The sequence below is a fragment of the Pseudomonas sp. FW305-E2 genome, assembly GCF_058782925.1.
This window is the reverse complement of the sequence record NZ_JBYSYE010000003.1, coordinates 198,450-215,615: the sequence shown is the minus strand read 5'-3', so window position 1 is coordinate 215,615 and position 17,166 is coordinate 198,450. Positions and strand designations below refer to the sequence as shown.

At 62.8% G+C, this 17,166-nt stretch carries 12 protein-coding genes; 10 read left to right on the top strand and 2 right to left on the bottom strand.

What is annotated here, in order from left to right; translation table 11 throughout:
- Positions 1-209: 209 nt before the first annotated feature.
- A complete protein-coding gene (gene putA, locus AC3WLP_RS04875; RefSeq protein WP_012053883.1) occupies positions 210-4,163 on the bottom strand; it encodes a trifunctional transcriptional regulator/proline dehydrogenase/L-glutamate gamma-semialdehyde dehydrogenase in 3,954 nt (1,317 codons plus the stop codon).
- Positions 4,164-4,518: 355 nt separating this feature from the next.
- Here putA and putP point away from each other — a divergent pair, with 355 nt between their 5' ends.
- The 9 genes from putP to AC3WLP_RS04830 all read left to right on the top strand — a co-directional run bounded on the left by putP (position 4,519) and on the right by AC3WLP_RS04830 (position 15,273).
- Complete coding sequence (gene putP / locus AC3WLP_RS04870; RefSeq protein ID WP_088513307.1) at positions 4,519-5,997, top strand: sodium/proline symporter PutP; 1,479 nt, start codon at positions 4,519-4,521, stop codon at positions 5,995-5,997.
- Positions 5,998-6,103: 106 nt separating this feature from the next.
- Positions 6,104-6,940: a 23S rRNA (adenine(2030)-N(6))-methyltransferase RlmJ gene (locus tag AC3WLP_RS04865; protein ID WP_010955521.1), complete on the top strand. Its 837-nt coding sequence runs from the start codon at positions 6,104-6,106 to the stop codon at positions 6,938-6,940.
- Positions 6,941-7,132: 192 nt separating this feature from the next.
- Positions 7,133-8,890, top strand: a complete 1,758-nt coding sequence (locus AC3WLP_RS04860; protein WP_003249431.1) for a carbamoyltransferase family protein — start codon at positions 7,133-7,135, stop codon at positions 8,888-8,890.
- Positions 8,874-10,004: a glycosyltransferase gene (locus AC3WLP_RS04855; protein WP_088513289.1), complete on the top strand. Its 1,131-nt coding sequence runs from the start codon at positions 8,874-8,876 to the stop codon at positions 10,002-10,004. Before AC3WLP_RS04860 ends, AC3WLP_RS04855 begins: the two co-directional genes overlap by 17 nt.
- Positions 10,004-10,900, top strand: a complete 897-nt coding sequence (locus tag AC3WLP_RS04850; protein ID WP_012053880.1) for an antimicrobial resistance protein Mig-14 — start codon at positions 10,004-10,006, stop codon at positions 10,898-10,900. Before AC3WLP_RS04855 ends, AC3WLP_RS04850 begins: the two co-directional genes overlap by 1 nt.
- Entirely contained in the window at positions 10,897-12,300 is a 1,404-nt protein-coding gene (locus AC3WLP_RS04845; protein WP_088513288.1) for a PIG-L deacetylase family protein, read from the top strand. The genes AC3WLP_RS04850 and AC3WLP_RS04845 overlap by 4 nt, the downstream gene beginning before the upstream one ends.
- 48 nt (positions 12,301-12,348) lie before the next feature.
- Positions 12,349-13,305 (top strand): glycosyltransferase family protein, encoded by a 957-nt coding sequence (locus AC3WLP_RS04840; RefSeq protein WP_003249439.1) that lies wholly within the window; start codon positions 12,349-12,351, stop codon positions 13,303-13,305.
- A 65-nt stretch (positions 13,306-13,370) separates the two neighbouring features.
- A complete protein-coding gene (locus AC3WLP_RS04835) occupies positions 13,371-14,144 on the top strand; it encodes a glycosyltransferase family 2 protein (protein ID WP_012053878.1) in 774 nt (257 codons plus the stop codon).
- A 37-nt stretch (positions 14,145-14,181) separates the two neighbouring features.
- A complete protein-coding gene (locus AC3WLP_RS04830) occupies positions 14,182-15,273 on the top strand; it encodes a glycosyltransferase (RefSeq protein WP_088513287.1) in 1,092 nt (363 codons plus the stop codon).
- Positions 15,274-15,276: 3 nt separating this feature from the next.
- Here AC3WLP_RS04830 and AC3WLP_RS04825 read toward each other — a convergent pair whose 3' ends face one another.
- Positions 15,277-15,882 carry a serine/threonine-protein kinase gene (locus tag AC3WLP_RS04825; RefSeq protein WP_014754635.1) on the bottom strand — a complete coding sequence of 202 codons (606 nt, stop codon included), beginning with the start codon at positions 15,880-15,882 and terminating at the stop codon, positions 15,277-15,279.
- Positions 15,883-15,982: 100 nt separating this feature from the next.
- On the opposite strand from AC3WLP_RS04825, the gene AC3WLP_RS04820 reads away from it, so the two are divergent.
- Complete coding sequence (locus AC3WLP_RS04820) at positions 15,983-17,158, top strand: O-antigen ligase family protein (RefSeq protein ID WP_012053875.1); 1,176 nt, start codon at positions 15,983-15,985, stop codon at positions 17,156-17,158.
- Positions 17,159-17,166: the final 8 nt, after the last annotated feature.

Genomic DNA, 17,166 nt, shown 5'->3' with positions numbered 1-17,166 from the left:
ATGTGTATAGGGGCGGGTTTACCCGCGAAAGGACCGGCCCAGGCAGCCGAGAATCTCCAGGGGATAAACGGTAACAACAGAAGACACCAAGTCACCGTTGGCATGACCACGTTCTGGTGAGCACCTGTTAGACCAGCCCCTGCTTCAGGACATGCACGCATAAAAAAGGAGAGCCGAGGCTCTCCTTCTTCTTCAACCACCCTCAGCCATTAGCCAATGGTCATCAGGCTGGCGTTACCGCCTGCCGCCGCAGTGTTCACGCTCACCGCGCGCTCGATGACCAGGCGCTCCAGCGCAATCTGGTGATCACCGCTGGACAGCCCGTGCACCCCAACGATCGCCCCGGCACGCTTGGCCACCTGCTGGCATACGCCGCGCAACTGGTCCGAGTCGCCATGGTGGATCACGGCATCGAACGCCACTTCATCCTTGTTCCAGTCCGCGACCAGCTTCACCTTGGCCTGCAGCTCACGCGGCAGGCGGGCGCGCAGGGCCTTGCCCGGTTCACCGTCAACCCACACCGCCGAGCTGCCAACGGCCAGGACTGCGGCGAACTGCGCCAGCAGGTCGGTTTCGTTGTCGGCCAGGCACAGTACGTGCTCACGCGGCAGGATGGTGTAGCTGTTGCGCTCGCCGGTCGGGCCAGGCAGCAGGCGGGCGATGCCGCTCTGCGACTGGCTGGCGAACTGGCTGCACAGCGCGGCCAGGTCGGCCAGCTGGTTGCTCTCGGCCCAGGCCTTCAGGCCGTGCAGCGGCTTGACCAGCTGTTCGTGCAGGGTGCGGTCCGGCTTGCCTTCGCCGTCCTGCTGCTGGAAGTGGCGGCCGATGGCGTCGGCCGGGCGGGTCGACAGCAGGCGGTAGAGGTACAGCGGGCCGCCGGCTTTCGGGCCGGTGCCCGACAGGCCTTCACCACCGAACGGCTGCACGCCCACCACTGCACCCACAATGTTGCGGTTGACGTACATGTTGCCGGCGTTGGCGGTTTCCACCACCTTGGCGATGGTCTCGTCGATACGGGTGTGCACGCCGAGGGTCAGGCCGTAGCCGGAGTTGTTGATCTGCTCGATCAGCTGGTCCAGATTGCGGCGGTTGTAGCGCACCACGTGCAGCACGGGGCCGAAGATTTCGCGCTTCAGCTCGTCGAAGCTGTCCAGCTCGATCAGGGTTGGCATGACGAAAGTGCCACGCTTGATCTCGGCAGCATCTGCAATAGCGACTTGGTAGACCGGGCGGCCTTTCTCGCGCATGCCCTGGATGTGCTTCTCGATGCCAGCCTTGGCTTCGGCATCGATCACCGGGCCGATGTCCACGGCCAGGCGGTCCGGGCAGCCCAGGCGGCTTTCAGCCATGGCGCCCTTGAGCATCTCGATTACGCGGTCGGCGGAGTCTTCCTGCAAGCACAGTACGCGCAGGGCCGAGCAACGCTGGCCGGCACTGTCGAAGGCCGAGGACACCACGTCGATCACGACCTGTTCGGTCAGTGCCGAGGAGTCGACGATCATCGCGTTCTGGCCGCCGGTTTCGGCGATCAGCGGGATCGGGCGGCCCTGGTTGTCCAGACGGCCAGCGACGTTGCGCTGCAGCAGGCGGGCCACTTCAGTGGAGCCGGTGAACATCACACCTTTGACGCGTTCGTCCCCGACCAGGCCGGCTCCGACGGTTTCACCGCGGCCAGGCAGCAGCTGCAGCACGCCTTCTGGGATGCCAGCTTCCAGCAGCAGGCGCACGGCCTGGGCGGCGATCAGTGGGGTTTGCTCGGCAGGCTTGGCCAGTACCGGGTTGCCGGCAGCCAGGGCTGCGGCCACCTGGCCGGTGAAGATCGCCAGCGGGAAGTTCCATGGGCTGATGCACACCACAGGGCCCAGTGGGCGGTGGGCGTCGTTGCTGAAGTCGTTACGTGCTTGCACCGCGTAGTAGCGCAGGAAGTCCACGGCTTCACGCACTTCGGCAATGGCGTTGGCGAAGGTCTTGCCGGCCTCGCGGATGAGCAGGCCCATCAGCGGCTGGATCTCGGCCTCCATCAGGTCGGCGGTGCGCTCCAGAATGGCAGCACGCTCGGCTGGCGGGGTGGCCTGCCAGATCGGTGCGGCGTTCAGTGCGCACTGGATGGCGTTGTCCACGTCGGCAACGGTGGCCTCCTGCACATGGCCGACGACGTCGCGGTGGTCAGCCGGGTTCAGCACCGGTGCGGCTGCGCTCTCGCTGGCGGCGCAGGCCAGTAGCGGGGCAGCCTTCCAGTCATTGTGAGCGGTGGCCAGCATGGCGCAGGACAGCGATGCCAGGCGGTGTTCGTTGGCCATGTCGATACCGGCCGAGTTGGCCCGTTCGGTGCCATACAGGTCGCGCGGCAGGGGAATGCGTGGGTGCGGCAGGCCGATACTGCCTTCCTGGGTACCCATGCGCTCGATGCTGGCCACCGGGTCGGCGACCAGTTCCTGGATGGAAATCGAGTGGTCGGCAATGCGGTTGACGAACGAGGTGTTCGCGCCGTTTTCCAGCAGGCGGCGCACCAGGTAGGCCAGCAGCGTTTCATGGGTGCCGACCGGTGCATACACGCGGCACGGGCGGTTCAGCTTGCCATCGGCAATCTTGCCGACCACTTGCTCGTACAGCGGCTCGCCCATGCCGTGCAGGCACTGGAACTCGTACTGGCCCGGGTAATAGTTCTGCCCGGCAATGTGGTAGATGGCCGACAGGGTGTGGGCGTTGTGGGTGGCGAACTGCGGGTAGATGGCTTCTGGCACGGCCAGCAGCTTGCGGGCGCAGGCGACGTAGGACACGTCGGTGTACACCTTGCGGGTATAGACCGGGTAGCCTTCCAGGCCTTCGACCTGGGCACGCTTGATCTCGCTGTCCCAGTAGGCGCCTTTTACCAGGCGGATCATCAGGCGGTGGCGGCTGCGCTTGGCCAGATCGATGACGTAGTCGATCACGTACGGGCAGCGCTTCTGGTAGGCCTGGATAACGAAGCCGATGCCGTTCCAGCCAGCCAGGGATGGCTCGAAGCACAGGCGTTCGAGCAGGTCCAGCGAAAGCTCCAGGCGGTCGGCTTCTTCGGCGTCGATGTTAAGGCCGATGTCGTACTGCTTGGCCAGCAGGGTCAGCGACAGCAGGCGCGGGTACAGCTCCTCCATCACGCGCTCGTACTGGGCGCGGCTGTAGCGCGGGTGCAGTGCCGACAGCTTGATCGAGATACCTGGGCCTTCATAGATGCCACGGCCATGCGAGGCCTTGCCGATCGAGTGGATGGCTTGCTCGTAGGACGCCAGGTACTTCTGCGCGTCGTGCTCGGTCAGTGCGGCTTCGCCGAGCATGTCGTAGGAGTAACGGAAGCCTTTGGCCTCGAAACGGCTGGCGTTGGCCAGGGCTTCGGCAATGGTCTCGCCGGTGACGAACTGCTCACCCATCAGGCGCATGGCCATGTCGACGCCCTTGCGGATCATCGGTTCGCCGCTCTTGCCGATGATGCGGGTGAGCGAGGAGGTGAGGCCGGTTTCGTTATGGGTGCTGACCAGCTTGCCGGTCAGCAGCAGCCCCCAGGTGGCGGCGTTGACGAACAGTGACGGGCTGTTGCCCAGGTGCGGCTGCCAGTTGCCGGTACTGATCTTGTCGCGGATCAGCGCATCACGGGTACCTTTGTCGGGGATACGCAGCAGGGCTTCGGCCAGGCACATCAGCGCCACGCCTTCCTGAGACGACAGCGAGAATTCTTGCAGCAGGCCCTGGACGATACCGGCACGGCCGCCGGCGCTTTTCTGATTGCGCAGCTTTTCGGCAATGCCCGCGGCCAGCTTGTTGGTGGCTTCGGCCAGTGGCGCGCTCAGGCGCGCCTGCTCCAGCAGCATCGGCACCACTTCCTGCTCCGGTCGGCGGTAGGCAGCGGTGATCGCCGAGCGCAGTACCGACTGCGGCAAGATGCTTTCGGCAAATTCGAGGAAGCACTGGTGGCTGTGGTCGGCCTGGACTTCACCGGCATCGTCGGCCAGGTTGCTGACATGACCGTTGAGTTCGGTCAGGGTGGCGCCACCCTCGAGCTTCTCCAGATAGTTGAAGATCGCTTGCTTGATCAACCAGTGCGGCGTGCGGTCAATGGACTGCGCAGCTGCTTTGAGTCGCTCACGGGTCGGGTCGTCGAGTTTGACCCCAAGGGTGGTAGTCGCCATTTCTTATCCTCGTTATTGCCACGGTTGTGGCCTAAGCTGGCGTCAAGAGTATCTGTAGGACAATTCGGGTGCAACCAGGTGCAACCCTAATTTTTCGTGTGGAAGGTGCAACTCGTCCGACAGCTATTCCCATACCCTGAAAAGGGGCGTTTTCGGTGCGATTTATTCTGAAAAAGCGGTTTTTTGCTCCCGGAAGGAGCAAGAAACGGGCTTTGTCGGAAAATGCACGGGCAGGTGCAACTTGCAAAAGAAAAATGGTTGCACCTTCTTTGCGTTGTTGCATAGCATTCGCCGCCTGGGTGCAACCGCCATCGCTGTGGTTGCGCATGATAAAAACAAACGCCAGGGCACACGCATGGGCAATCCACTAACGATCACCTTCGTGATCTACATCGCAGCAATGGTGCTGATCGGCTTCGCCGCCTATCGCGCTACCAACAACCTTTCCGATTACATTCTGGGCGGTCGCAGCCTCGGTAGCGTGGTTACCGCGCTGTCTGCCGGTGCCTCCGACATGAGTGGCTGGCTGCTGATGGGCCTGCCCGGTGCCATCTACTTCGCGGGCCTGTCCGAGGCCTGGATCGCTATCGGTCTGACGGTGGGTGCCTACCTGAACTGGCTGTTCGTGGCCGGCCGGCTGCGCGTGCAGACCGAGCACAACGGTGACGCGCTGACCCTGCCGGACTACTTCTCCAGCCGTTTCGAAGACAATACCGGGCTGCTGCGTATCATTTCCGCCATCGTCATCCTGGTGTTCTTCACCATCTACTGTGCCTCCGGCATCGTGGCCGGTGCCCGTCTGTTCGAGAGCACCTTCGGCATGTCGTACGAAACCGCTTTGTGGGCTGGTGCAGCGGCGACCATCGCCTATACCTTCGTGGGTGGCTTCCTGGCGGTGAGCTGGACCGATACCGTACAGGCGTCGTTGATGATCTTCGCGCTGATCCTGACCCCGGTAATCGTGCTGATCTCCACCGGTGGCTTCGACCAGACCTTCGCCGCTATCGAGGCGGTGAACCCGGCGAACTTCGACATGCTCAAGGGTGCCACCTTCATCGGCATCATCTCGCTGATGGGCTGGGGCCTGGGTTACTTCGGCCAGCCGCATATCCTGGCGCGCTTCATGGCCGCTGATTCGGTGAAGTCCATCGCCAAGGCGCGCCGCATTTCCATGACCTGGATGATCCTGTGCTTAGCGGGTACCTGTGCCGTTGGCTTCTTCGGCATTGCCTACTTCTCGGCCCATCCTGAACTGGCAGGCCCGGTTAGCGAGAACCACGAACGTGTGTTCATCGAGCTGGCCAAGATCCTGTTCAACCCATGGATTGCGGGTGTCCTGCTGTCGGCCATCCTGGCCGCAGTCATGAGTACCCTGAGCTGCCAGCTGCTGGTGTGCTCCAGCGCCCTGACCGAAGACTTCTACAAAGCCTTCCTGCGCAAGAATGCTTCGCAGGTCGAACTGGTGTGGGTCGGCCGTCTGATGGTGCTGGCCGTGGCCCTGATCGCCATCGCCATGGCCGCCAACCCGGAAAACCGCGTGCTGGGCCTGGTGGCCTATGCCTGGGCTGGCTTCGGTGCCGCCTTCGGCCCGGTGGTGCTGATTTCGGTGCTGTGGAAAGGCATGACCCGTAACGGTGCGCTGGCCGGTATCGTGGTGGGTGCGCTGACGGTGATCCTGTGGAAGAACTTCGACACCCTCGGGTTGTACGAAATCATCCCGGGCTTCCTGTTCGCCAGCATCGCCATTGTTCTGGTGAGCAAGCTGGGCAGCCCTTCGCAGGCGATGGTTAAGCGCTTCGAAGCGGCTGATGCGGCGTATCACGCCGACAAGTAACACCCGTTGAATTGGCGGCGCCTGCTTTGCGGGTGCCGCCAATCAGCAGCCAGGCCTGACTCCGCCTGCAAGGCAAGGTAAACTTGCCGCCTTCGCAGGAGTTGCCATGAACTATCGTCACGCCTTCCACGCCGGCAACCACGCCGACGTCCTCAAACACATCGTGCTGACCCGCCTCATTGCCCTGATGTCGCGCAAGGAGCAGCCGTTCGCCTATATCGATACCCACGCAGGGCTCGGCCTGTACGACCTGCAGGGCGACCAGGCAAGCCGTACCGGCGAGTACCTGGAAGGCGTAGCCCGCCTGTGGAATCGCGATGACCTGCCGGCCATGGCCGACGACTACCTGCGCATCATCAAGCGCCTGAATGCCGATGGCGAGCTGCGCTACTACCCGGGGTCGCCCGAGCTGGCCCGTCGCCTGATGCGCCAGCAGGACCGCGCCCTGCTCAACGAGAAGCACCCCGAAGACGGGCCGCTCCTTAAAGAAAACATGAAAAAAGACCCGCGCGTGACCGTGCACCTGGGTGAAGGCTGGCATGTGCCGCGGGCCTTGCTGCCGGTGCAGGAAAAGCGCGCGATCATGCTGATCGACCCGCCGTTCGAACAGGCCGATGAGCTCAAGCGCTGCACCACGGCCATGAAAGAGGCGATCGGCCGCATGCGCCAGACCGTTGCGGCCATCTGGTACCCGATCAAAGACCAGCGTTCGCTGACCCGCTATTACCAGGACCTGACCAGCACTGGCGCGCCGAAACTGTTGCGGGTTGAGCTGTATGTGCATCACCAGGACAGCCCTCAGGGGCTGAACGGCTCTGGCCTGGCCATCGCCAACCCGCCGTGGGGGCTGGAGGATGAACTCAAGGAGCTGCTGCCATGGCTGGCCAAAGAGCTGGCACAGACCGCCGGTAGTTACCGCATGGACTGGCTGATCGCCGAGTAAACCTGTAGGCGCGGGTTTTCCCGCGAACACCGGCTACGCCGGTGCCATCCACCGCGTTGCCTGCTTCGCGGGTGAACCCGCTCCTACAAGGGGGCGGTGTGCCTCCAATGTTTGCGTTATAATCCCGCCCTTTAGCCGCCATCCGCCCAAGAGGCCGCTGGCGCATTTTTACCGAATGAAGAGGCTAATCCCTTGGCATTGACGATTCTTGGCCTGTCCGGCGCCCTTAGCCATGACCCTTCCGCGGCCCTGTACATTGACGGCAAGCTGATTGCCGCCGCCGAAGAAGAGCGCTTCGTGCGTGACAAGCATGCGAAGAACCGCATGCCCTACGAGTCGGCGAAGTTCTGCCTGGAACAGGCAGGCATCAAGCCGTCCGACGTCGACGTGGTAGCCATCCCGTTCGCCCCGATCAGCCTGTTCGGCAAGGCGCGGTGGCACTATGCCAAGCGCTATTGGTACGCCCCGGATCGTGCACTCGATGCCATCCTGATGGGCAACCGTCGTTACAAGCGCTATCGCAAGAAGATCGTCTGGTGCCTGGAGCAACTGGGCTTCGACCCGAAAAAGGTCAAGATCGAGCCGGTCGAGCACCACCTGGCCCACGCTTCCAGTGCTTATCATTGCTCGGGTTTCAAGGAAAAAACCGCAATCCTCGGCATCGACGGCAAGGGCGAGTACGCCACCACCTTCTTTGGCTACGGCGAAAACGGCAAGATCCACAAGATCAAGGAATTCTTCGACCCGGACTCGCTGGGTGGCCTTTACGGTGCCATCACCGAGTTCCTGGGCTTCGAAATGCTCGATGGCGAGTTCAAGGTCATGGGCATGGCGCCGTATGGCGACGCCAGCAAGTATGATTTCTCGCGTCTGGCCAGCTTCGAAAACGGCGAGTTGGTCATCAATACCGAGTACGCCAACGTTATCGGCCTGCGCCGTTACAAAGAGAAGGGCAAGGGCTTCTACTTCTCGCCAAAGCTGATCGAATGGCTGGGCCCCAAGCGCGAAGGCGACATCGCCGACGAGCCGTACATCCATTACGCCGCCAGCATGCAGGCGCTGTTCGAGAAACTGGCGCTGCAGATGATCGACCATTACCTGGGCGACACCCTGCGTGAAACCGGCAAGCTGGCCTTCGCCGGCGGCTGCGCGCTGAACGTCAAGCTCAACCAGAAGATCATCGCCCGTCCGGACGTGAAAGAGCTGTTCGTTCAGCCGGCCTCCGGCGACGCCGGGACTGCCGTTGGCGCCGCTGCCTATGTTTCCCACGCCCGTGGCGTTCCGGTCGAGAAAATGGAGCACGTCTACCTCGGCCCGTCGTACTCCAACGAAGACGTGATCGCCGCCTGCGCCCGTCACCCGAACCAGCCAAAGTGGCGCAAACTCGAGAACATGCCGCAGCAGATCGCCCAGATCATGGTCGATGGCAACCCGGTTGCCTGGTTCCAGGGCCGCATGGAGTTCGGGCCGCGTGCCCTGGGTGGCCGATCGATCATCGGCTGCCCAAGCGTGGAAGGCGTGGCTGACCGCATCAACCACCAGATCAAGTTCCGTGAACGCTGGAGACCTTTCTGCCCGTCGATGCTCGACACTGTCGCCCCGCAGATGATCAAGGTCGACCATCCCGCGCCGTTCATGACCTTCACCTTCGAAGTCGCTGAAGAGTGGAAAACCCGCGTGCCGGAAGTGGTGCACGAGGACGGCACTTCGCGTGCCCAGGTGCTCAAGCGCGAGTACAACCCGCGCTACTACGACATGATGAAGGCATTGGAAGACCTGACGGGCAACGGCGTGTCGCTGAACACCTCGCTGAACCGTCGTGGTGAACCGATGATCTGCTCGCCGACCGATGCCCTGAACATGTTCTTCGGCTCGGACCTGCAGTACCTGATCATGGAAGACATCCTGGTTGTGAAGGACGGCGCGGCCCCGTATGACCAGCCGCTCTGAACCGCGCATCCTGCAGTTCTGCCATGGCTATGACGGGCCGTTCCTGGACTGCGCCCGTCAGTACGCCAGCCTGTTTCAGGGGCGTGGGTACCGGGTGACTACGGTGTTCCTCACCGGCGCCGCCGACGCGCAGGTGGCGGCTGGCTGTGCGTCGGACGAGGTGCTGTTCCTTGAGTTCAGCTCCAAGGCCGTGCGTGGCCTGAAACTCGGCGCCATCCGCGCATTGCGGCGCCTTGCGGCCGAGCGCAATTTCGCTTTCTGCATCGCCCATCGCTTCAAGCCGATCTACGTTGCCCTGCTGGGGACCGGCCTGCCGGTGATTGGTGTGCACCATGCCTTTGGCGACTACCAGCGCAAAGGCCGCCGCCTGTTCGCGAACCTGTTCAGCAAGCGTCTGAGCCTGCTGGGTGTTTCGGACGCGGTACGTGACGATATGCGCCGTTGCTTGCCGCAGTGGCCGGCCGAACGCATCCAGACCCTGTACAACCGCATCGACATCGACGCCCTGCAAGCAGCCCTGGTGCCGCGCGCTGACGCACGCCAGGCCTTGGGCCTGGATGCTCAGGCGTGGATCGTCGGCAATGTTGGGCGCCTGCACCCGGACAAGGACCAGGCCACCCTGTTGCGCGGTTTTGCCCAGGCTTTGCCGGGGCTGCCGGCTGGCGCCCGCCTGGCAATCCTCGGCAAGGGGCGTCTGGAGGCCAGGCTCAAGGCGTTGGCCGCCGAGCTTGGTATTGCCGGGCAAGTCGACTTTCTTGGCCAGGTACCGGATGCGCGCCGTTATTTCCAGGCTTTCGACGTGTTCGCGTTGAGTTCCGATCACGAGCCGTTCGGCATGGTCCTGCTCGAAGCGATGGTTGCCGGTGTACCGGTGTTGGCCACGGCCTGTGGCGGTGCCCGCGAAGTGGTCGAGGGCGTTGGCGTGCTGTTCCCGCTGGGCGACGCCGCGCAGCTGGCCCAGGGCCTGCAGCACATGGCTGTACTGGACGCTGAGCAGCGCCAGGCCTGTGCCAGGCACATGCTGCAGCGCCTGCATGAGCGTTTCTCTGACCAGGCGGTGCGCGAGGCCTTCTGGCAACTCCCGCAGGTGCGCGCGTTGGTGGGGCAGGCCTGATGCTCAATCGTATCCAGGCCTTCCGCGAACGCGGTTGGCAAGCTATCGATGCCAAGGCTTACGCCCAGGCGTGGGCGCGCTTTGGCGGCAGTGTTGCCACCCATCCGCTGGTGGTCGAGCAACTGGCGGACCTGGCACAGATCCCGGTGCGTTACCTGGGCTGGCACCAGGCTGGCGAGCTGAAAGCCGCCATCCCGGCCTGGGGGCGTCACCTGGCACTGTCCAAGGACGTGCTGAAGCGTGCTGGCAAGAAGGCCCTGTTCGACCTCGGTAATGCCGAGATCATTCTGCCGGCGGCGTCTGATGCCGCTGCACCGTTGCGCCATACAATGCGTTACCTGTCCGAACTGAACCAGGGCCGCTTCAGCGGCCTAAAGGCGCAGAAGGAGCAGTTGGCCATGGCCCGGGCGCCTGAAGACCTGTCGAAGAAGTTCCGCTACAACCAGCGCCGTGAACTTCGCCTGCTGGAAGAGGCGGGTGGTGTGGTACGCCCGATCAGCGACTTCAGTGCTCAGGAAATCGCCAGCATGTACTGCGACCTGTTCCTGCGCCGCTGGGGGTTCCCTGCCACCGGTGCCGAGCGTATGGCCGATGTGCTGGGCCGCTTGCGCGAGCTGCTGATCGGCTCGGTGCTGCTGCTGGACGGTAAACCGATTGCCATTCAGCTGGTGTACCGAGTCGAAGCGCCGGAATGGATTAGCGTCGAGTACATCAATGGCGGCGTCGACCCTGAAACCAAGGCCTTCAGCCCAGGCAGCGTGCTGAGCTTCCTCAATACCCAGGCCGCCTGGGAAGATGCCCGGGCGCGCAACAAGCCGCTGCGGTTCTCGTTCGGCCGTGCTGACCGTGAGTACAAGGACCGCTGGTGCAACCCTGTGCCGGTGTATCAAGCGTGAGCCGCAAGCAGCAGTTGCTCAAGCGCCACCGGCGCAACAAACGCCTGGGGCTGCTGGCGGGCCTGGTTGCGCTGGTCGCCCTCGGTGTATTCAGCTGGTGGTGGTTGCCACTGCTGTTGTTGCCGCTGCTCTGGGCTGCCCATGAGGCCTGGTTTGCCGACCACCTGTTCTATGCACCGGGTGAGGACTATGCCTACGACTTCGGCGGTCAGGTGCAGCAGGTTTCTGCCAGCCTGCACGATGGCTGGCTCAAGGCTGATTGCACGTTGCAGGGCGACGAAACCCTGGTGCTTGAGCTGCGGCTAAAGAGCAGCTGGTTGGGGCGCTTCCTCGACCCTCGGGTCGAGCTGCTGGCTGGCGAACAGGCCGATCGGCAAACGTTCGAGCGTGGCGTCGATGGGGTGCGCTTCCTTAACCTGACCGGCCTTGCTGCGCCACTGCAGGCCGGTACGTTGCGACTGCGCGGCCGGCATTGCCGGCTGCAGGGGCAGCTGCGCCTGTGGATAACCCCCTCGGTCGAGCTGCAGCGGCGCCGAGTGATGGTGATCGCACCACATGCCGACGACGCCGAGTTGGCGGCGTATGGTTTGTACAGCCAGGCCGACGAAAGCTGGGTGGTGACCCTGACCGCTGGTGAGATAGAGGCCGAGCACTACCAGCAGATGGGCCTGGCAAAGGCTGAGGCCGCGCGCCTGAAGGGGCGCCTGCGTGCCTGGGACAGCATCGCCGTGCCGCGTTGGGCCGGGGTGCCGGAGTCGCATTGCATACAGCTGGGCTACTTTTGCCTGCAGCTGCCTGCCATGCAGGCCGCTCCCGACCAGCCGGCCGCCTCACGTGAAGCCGACCTGGCCGATATCCGCGTGTTCCGCCAGTTCAACCCGTTCCCGTTACCAGGCGACCGTGATGGCGCACCCACCTGGCACAACCTGCTGGCCGACCTGCGAGCCTTGCTGGAACGGGCCAAGCCAGAGGTGCTGGTGATGCCCCACCCGCAGCTAGACCCCCATCCGGACCATATCTGCGCTCAGGCGGCGGTGCTGGAAGCCTTGCAAGGTATGGCCTGGCAGCCACAAACCTTGCTGTGCTACGCCAACCACCTGCACGATAACGACCGCTGGCCGATGGGCGACAGTGGCGATGGCGTGGCTTTACCGCCGCAATTGAGCGCTGCCCAGGCCTGGGCACCCTGCAGCCTGGTGCTGGACTGCGCGACCCAGTGCGACAAGGCCATGGCCCTGGGCATGATGCACGACCTGCAGCCGGCGGCACCGTTCAAGCGCCGCCTGCGCCGTCTGCTGCAACGCTGGCTTGCCGGGCGACAGCCATCGCCTTTTGGGGAGAACGAATTCTTCCGCAAGGCCGTGCGCCGGCACGAACTGTTCTGGCGGCGTGAGCTGTAAGCACGCCCCATGGTTGACCGCGAAGGCGCAGAGCGCCCAAGGAAAGCAATGAAAGTCCTATTTCTGGTGCAGAAGGAACAGCGGGCGATTCTTGACCGCCTGTACGATGGCGTCGCGGCCAACTGCGAGTGCGACCTGCGCTGGCTGACCAGCCAGGATCAGCGCAACCTGCGCCGTTACTTCAAGCGTGAGGTGCAGGTCGAGCGCTATGACCGGATCGTGTTCTTCCTGCGTTTCAAGCAGGAGATCCGCCAGGTGGCCTTCATCCGCACTGTGCCGAACCTGGTGATTCTCGAGCACGACGCCTACCAGAACTACATCCCGTGCAAGTACACCGGCAAGTTCAGCGCTCATTACCGTCAGTTGCCATGGGCACGGGTGATCAGCTCCGGCTACATGGTCAGCGAGCGCTTGCGCCAGGAAGGTTTCGATGCGGTGTTCGTGCCCAAGGGCTATGACGAGCAGTTGCTGGCCGACCAAGGGCGTGAGCGTGATATCGAACTGGCCTTTGTCGGCAGCGTCAACAGCGTGGCCTACAGCGGCCGCAAGGCACTGCTGGACGAGTTGGGGCAGGTCGAGAACCTGCTGGTAACCCGTACCAAGTCGGGCGAGGACTACTGCAACACGCTCAACCGTATTCGTTTCTTCGTCAGTGCCGATGTCGGCATGGGCGAATACATGATCAAGAACTTCGAAGCCATGGCCTGTGGCTGTGTGTTGCTGGCATACGACCAGGGCGAGGAAGAGAACCGTGCGCTGGGCCTGCAAGACATGCACAACGTGGTGTTCTATGACAACATCCCGACCCTTCAGGAAAAACTTCGTCGCTTGCGCGCCAACCCCGAGCTAGCACGGCAGATTGCAGAAAATGGCCGCCATCTGGCGGTTTCCCGTTTTAGTTTCGGCGCAGTTGGACGTAGCATCGTCGACCACATGCGCCCGGCGCTCAGGCCCCACCCGCCATTGTCTGCATGGCAGCGGCTGCGTCTGAAGCTGGGCATCTAAATAAGAGCTTTCACGCCCAGGAGCGGGTTGTTGAAGGCCGATAGTCGTAATGCGGAGGGAATCCGGTGCGCTTTTCAAATGAGAGTGACGTCACGCTTGTCGTGACCAGTTGTGGGCGGTTCGATCTGCTCAAAGACACCCTTGAGAGTTTCGATCGCTACAACACCGCGCCCATTCGCGAGGTATTCATCACCGAAGACTCTGGCGACGATGCTGTGCATGCCGCTGTGCCGGCGCACTGGAAGCCGCACTGCAAGGTGTTCGTGAACCGGCCCAAACTTGGCCAGTTGCCGTCTATCGACCTGGCCTACAGCCAGGTCAAGACGCCGTACATTTTTCACTGCGAAGACGACTGGCAATTCTATCGCCAAGGCTTTGTCGAAGACTCGCAGGCCATCCTGGATGTCAGCCCCAACCTCTTGCAGGTCTGGTTGCGCAGCCATGCCCACGACCTGGCCATCCACAGCCCGTACATTCATTTGGGCGATCGCCAGGTGATCGCCGGGGTGCCGTGTTATCCGCTGCTGTCCGACAAGGCCGAGTGGCAGGCGTTCTCGCTCAACCCTGGGCTGCGCCGATTGAGCGATTACCAGCGCTGTGCGCCATTTGCCGCCTATGCTGGAGAAAAGGCGCTTTCCCGTCGCTACGCTGAGTTAAATCTGACAGCGGTCACCTTGGAGGGTGACGCAGTATTGCACACTGGATTCGGCAATCACGTGACCTTGCCCATTGAAGTGGAGCGTAAGGCCAAGCGTCGTCAACGTGATCGGATGAAGCTGGCATTGACGCTGGTTGCGGGTGCCTTGATCGGCATGGGAATCACCATTTTTGTTCAATGAAGTCGCTGTCCCACCTGACTTGAGCGGGAGAGGGCCCATGAACATCGTCAATATGATGTGGGCGGGTGGAACGCCTTACATGTCCATCCACAAGGTGCACCGGCAGGTTTTGTCGAACGCGGGTGCCGATGCCCGGATCAGTAACTGGCTGCTGCTGGGGAGCGGGCTCTGCTGTGGGCTCGGCTCGACCCGGGAATGGCATATGCCCTCACGTGCGCTCAAAGGGCGGCACTTGTGGCGCTTGCTGCGTCCGTGGCTGCGCATGCGCTTGCGCAAGGCTTTGGCCGAAGCCGGGGCAGAAGTGGTGCTGCTCGACGGTATTGGTGTCGCCCGGTTGGTGCTGCCGTTGTTGCAGCGCATCGCGCACGTGCGTGCAAAGGTACTGTTCCATGGCAAGACGCGTCTGCATGCCAGCGATATCCGCTTGTTGCAGATGTTTCCGTCCGAGCGTCTGAGTATCGCGGCGGTATCACAGACGTTGGCCGAGTCGCTGGAGCGTGACCTGGGCAGGCCGGTGCAGACGCTGCGCATGGCGCTCGATCCGCTTGCATTCGTCGAGCCTTTGCTGAGCCGGGACCAGGCCAGGCAGGCGCTGAAGTTGCCTCAGGGCGCCGAGGTGATGCTGGGTGCGGTAGGGCGACTGGTAGAGAGCAAAGGCTTCGAAATGCTGATCGAGGCATTCGCCAGAGCCAGTGCACGGCAACCCGGCTTGCAGCTGGCGATCATTGGCGAGGGGCCGCAGCATGCCGTGCTGCAGCAGCGTATCGACGCGTTGGGCCTGGCCGAGCGTGTTCATCTGCGCGGTCACCGCGAAGACCTGCAGCAGCTGTATCGGGCATTCGACTGGCTATTGGTACCTTCGCGTTCCGAAGGCCTGGGGCTGGTGGTGCAAGAGGCGGTGATGGCCGATGTACCGGTGGTGTGCAGCGACCTTGAAGTGTTTCGCGAGCAGTTGCGCGACACGGGTGGCTACCTGCCGGTTGCCGACGAAAGCGCCTGGGCTGAGGCGATCGAGCGCTGTACGGCGCTCAGTGCCTCCACGATCGCCGCGAAGCAGCGCCAGGCACTGGCACCGGAGCAGGCCTGGCAGGCGTTCTGCAGCGGCTCGCAGAGCCTGTTGCGCAGCTGACCTTCAGCGTGTCAGCAAGGCTGCCTCGAAGGCGGCGAGGGGGAACCGGTCGCCCAGGTTCTCCCGCTCGATATAGCGCACCATGTGCTGCACATTGCGTCGAATCATGCGGGCTGACAGTGGCGGGCGCAAAAAGCGCATGTCGGCCACGTCGATCAAGCCCAGACGCTGGTCGGGGGTGACCACCACGTTGCCCAAGTGCAGCGAGCGGAAATAAACGCCGCTGCGGTGCAACTGGCGGATCAGTTCGATCAGGCGTGGCAGGTAAATGTCCCAGCTGAAGCCGTCATCGCGCGACATCTGCAGCAGCGTCCGCCCAGGTAGCGGGCGATACAGCACCGCAGTGCGGCCCGGCAGGTCGAGCTTGTGCTGGCTGATCACTTCGAGGGTAGGGATGCCCAGTTGCGCCAGGCGCGCGGCGTTATCGACGAAACGCTGCGAGTAAGGACGTAGCAGTGCAGATGAAATCAGCCGCTTCCTACGAAAAACCTTGAGGAAATTTCCATCGGTGAGCAGGTAGACTTTGGCGCCATGGCTGTCTGCCTCAAGCACCTGTGCGCCGAGTGTCAGCTGATCGAAGTCGACCTGGGTGAGCCGGGAGCATTGCATGAATAGGGCCTTGTCGTCTGGCGAGCAAAATGACCGGCAATAATGCCGAAAATAATGCTGTAGCACCATGGATGGTGTTTCTGATTCATCGGGGGAAAGGATGTTGTATCAAAAAAACTGGGCACAAGCGTGGTTAGGTTTGGGCCTGGTCTGGTTCCTGGCGGCGATTGCCCTGGCACCCAGCAACAAGGTTTATCAGCAAGGTCTGGTGTTGCTCTTATGGCTGCCAACGCTGGTATTGGCCTGGTCGGCCCGAGGTGTGCTGGTGCAAGCCTGGAGGCGGCAACCGGCGCTGTGGGGGAGTGTGCTGCTGCTGTTGGCCTGGAGCGGCCTGAGCCTGGCATGGTCGCCCGCCGAGGAGCCCATGCGCGAGCTCAAGCGCTTGCTCTACATCCTGGTGTTCCTGCTGGCGTTTCCGCTGTTGGCCCAGCTTGGCCAAGCCCGCATTCGTCAGTTATTGCTGCTTGGCAGCGCGCTGCTGGCCATCGCTGCGTTAGTCTCCATCATCAAGTTCTATGGGGTGCAGCGTGCGCCTCTGCTGTTCAGGCTGGCGGGTATCGGCGAAATATCCCACCCCATCCTGGGGGCCTATGTCATTGGTTCGGCTGTGCTCTTGATGCTCTACGAGCCACCTCGGCGGCGTGGCTTGCAGGTGTTGTGGCTGGCGGCACTGGCTTGCCTGGGGGCCTTCGCCATGCTCAGCCAGAGCCGTGGTGCGGTTCTGGCACTGGTGATTACCGTGGTGATGGCGCCGTTGTGGTTCCGTGACCGCCACAGCCGGGTGTTCTCTGTTCTGGCACTGCTTGCCACCGGCCTGGCCTTTATGGCCGTGTACGACGTTATCGCCCAACGGGGCTCGTCCTACCGGCCGGAAATTTTCCATGCCGTGGTCCAGATGATTGCCGCGCACCCTTGGACTGGTCTTGGCCTGGGGGCTGATTATGAAGTGAGCGCCGTCGGCATGCACTTCGATCACACCCACAACATGTTCACCCATGTTGCCGTTGAAATGGGCTTGCCCGGTATGTTGCTGTGGGTAATGGTGTGGCTCTTCACGCTGGGCGAAATCGTGCGCGCCCGTGGCACCCTGCTCGGCAAGGTCCTGCTGGGCTTCTGGGTCTATTCGACCCTGGCCATGCAGTTCGATGCCGCCAGCCTCACCGGTACGCCACGTGCCGAATGGTTCATCAGCTGGCTGCCGGTGGGCCTTGCCATGTTGCTGCCATGGGGGCGTGCCGAAAATGACGCCTGTGGTAAAATTGCCGGTTCAACCTGAACAGCGAG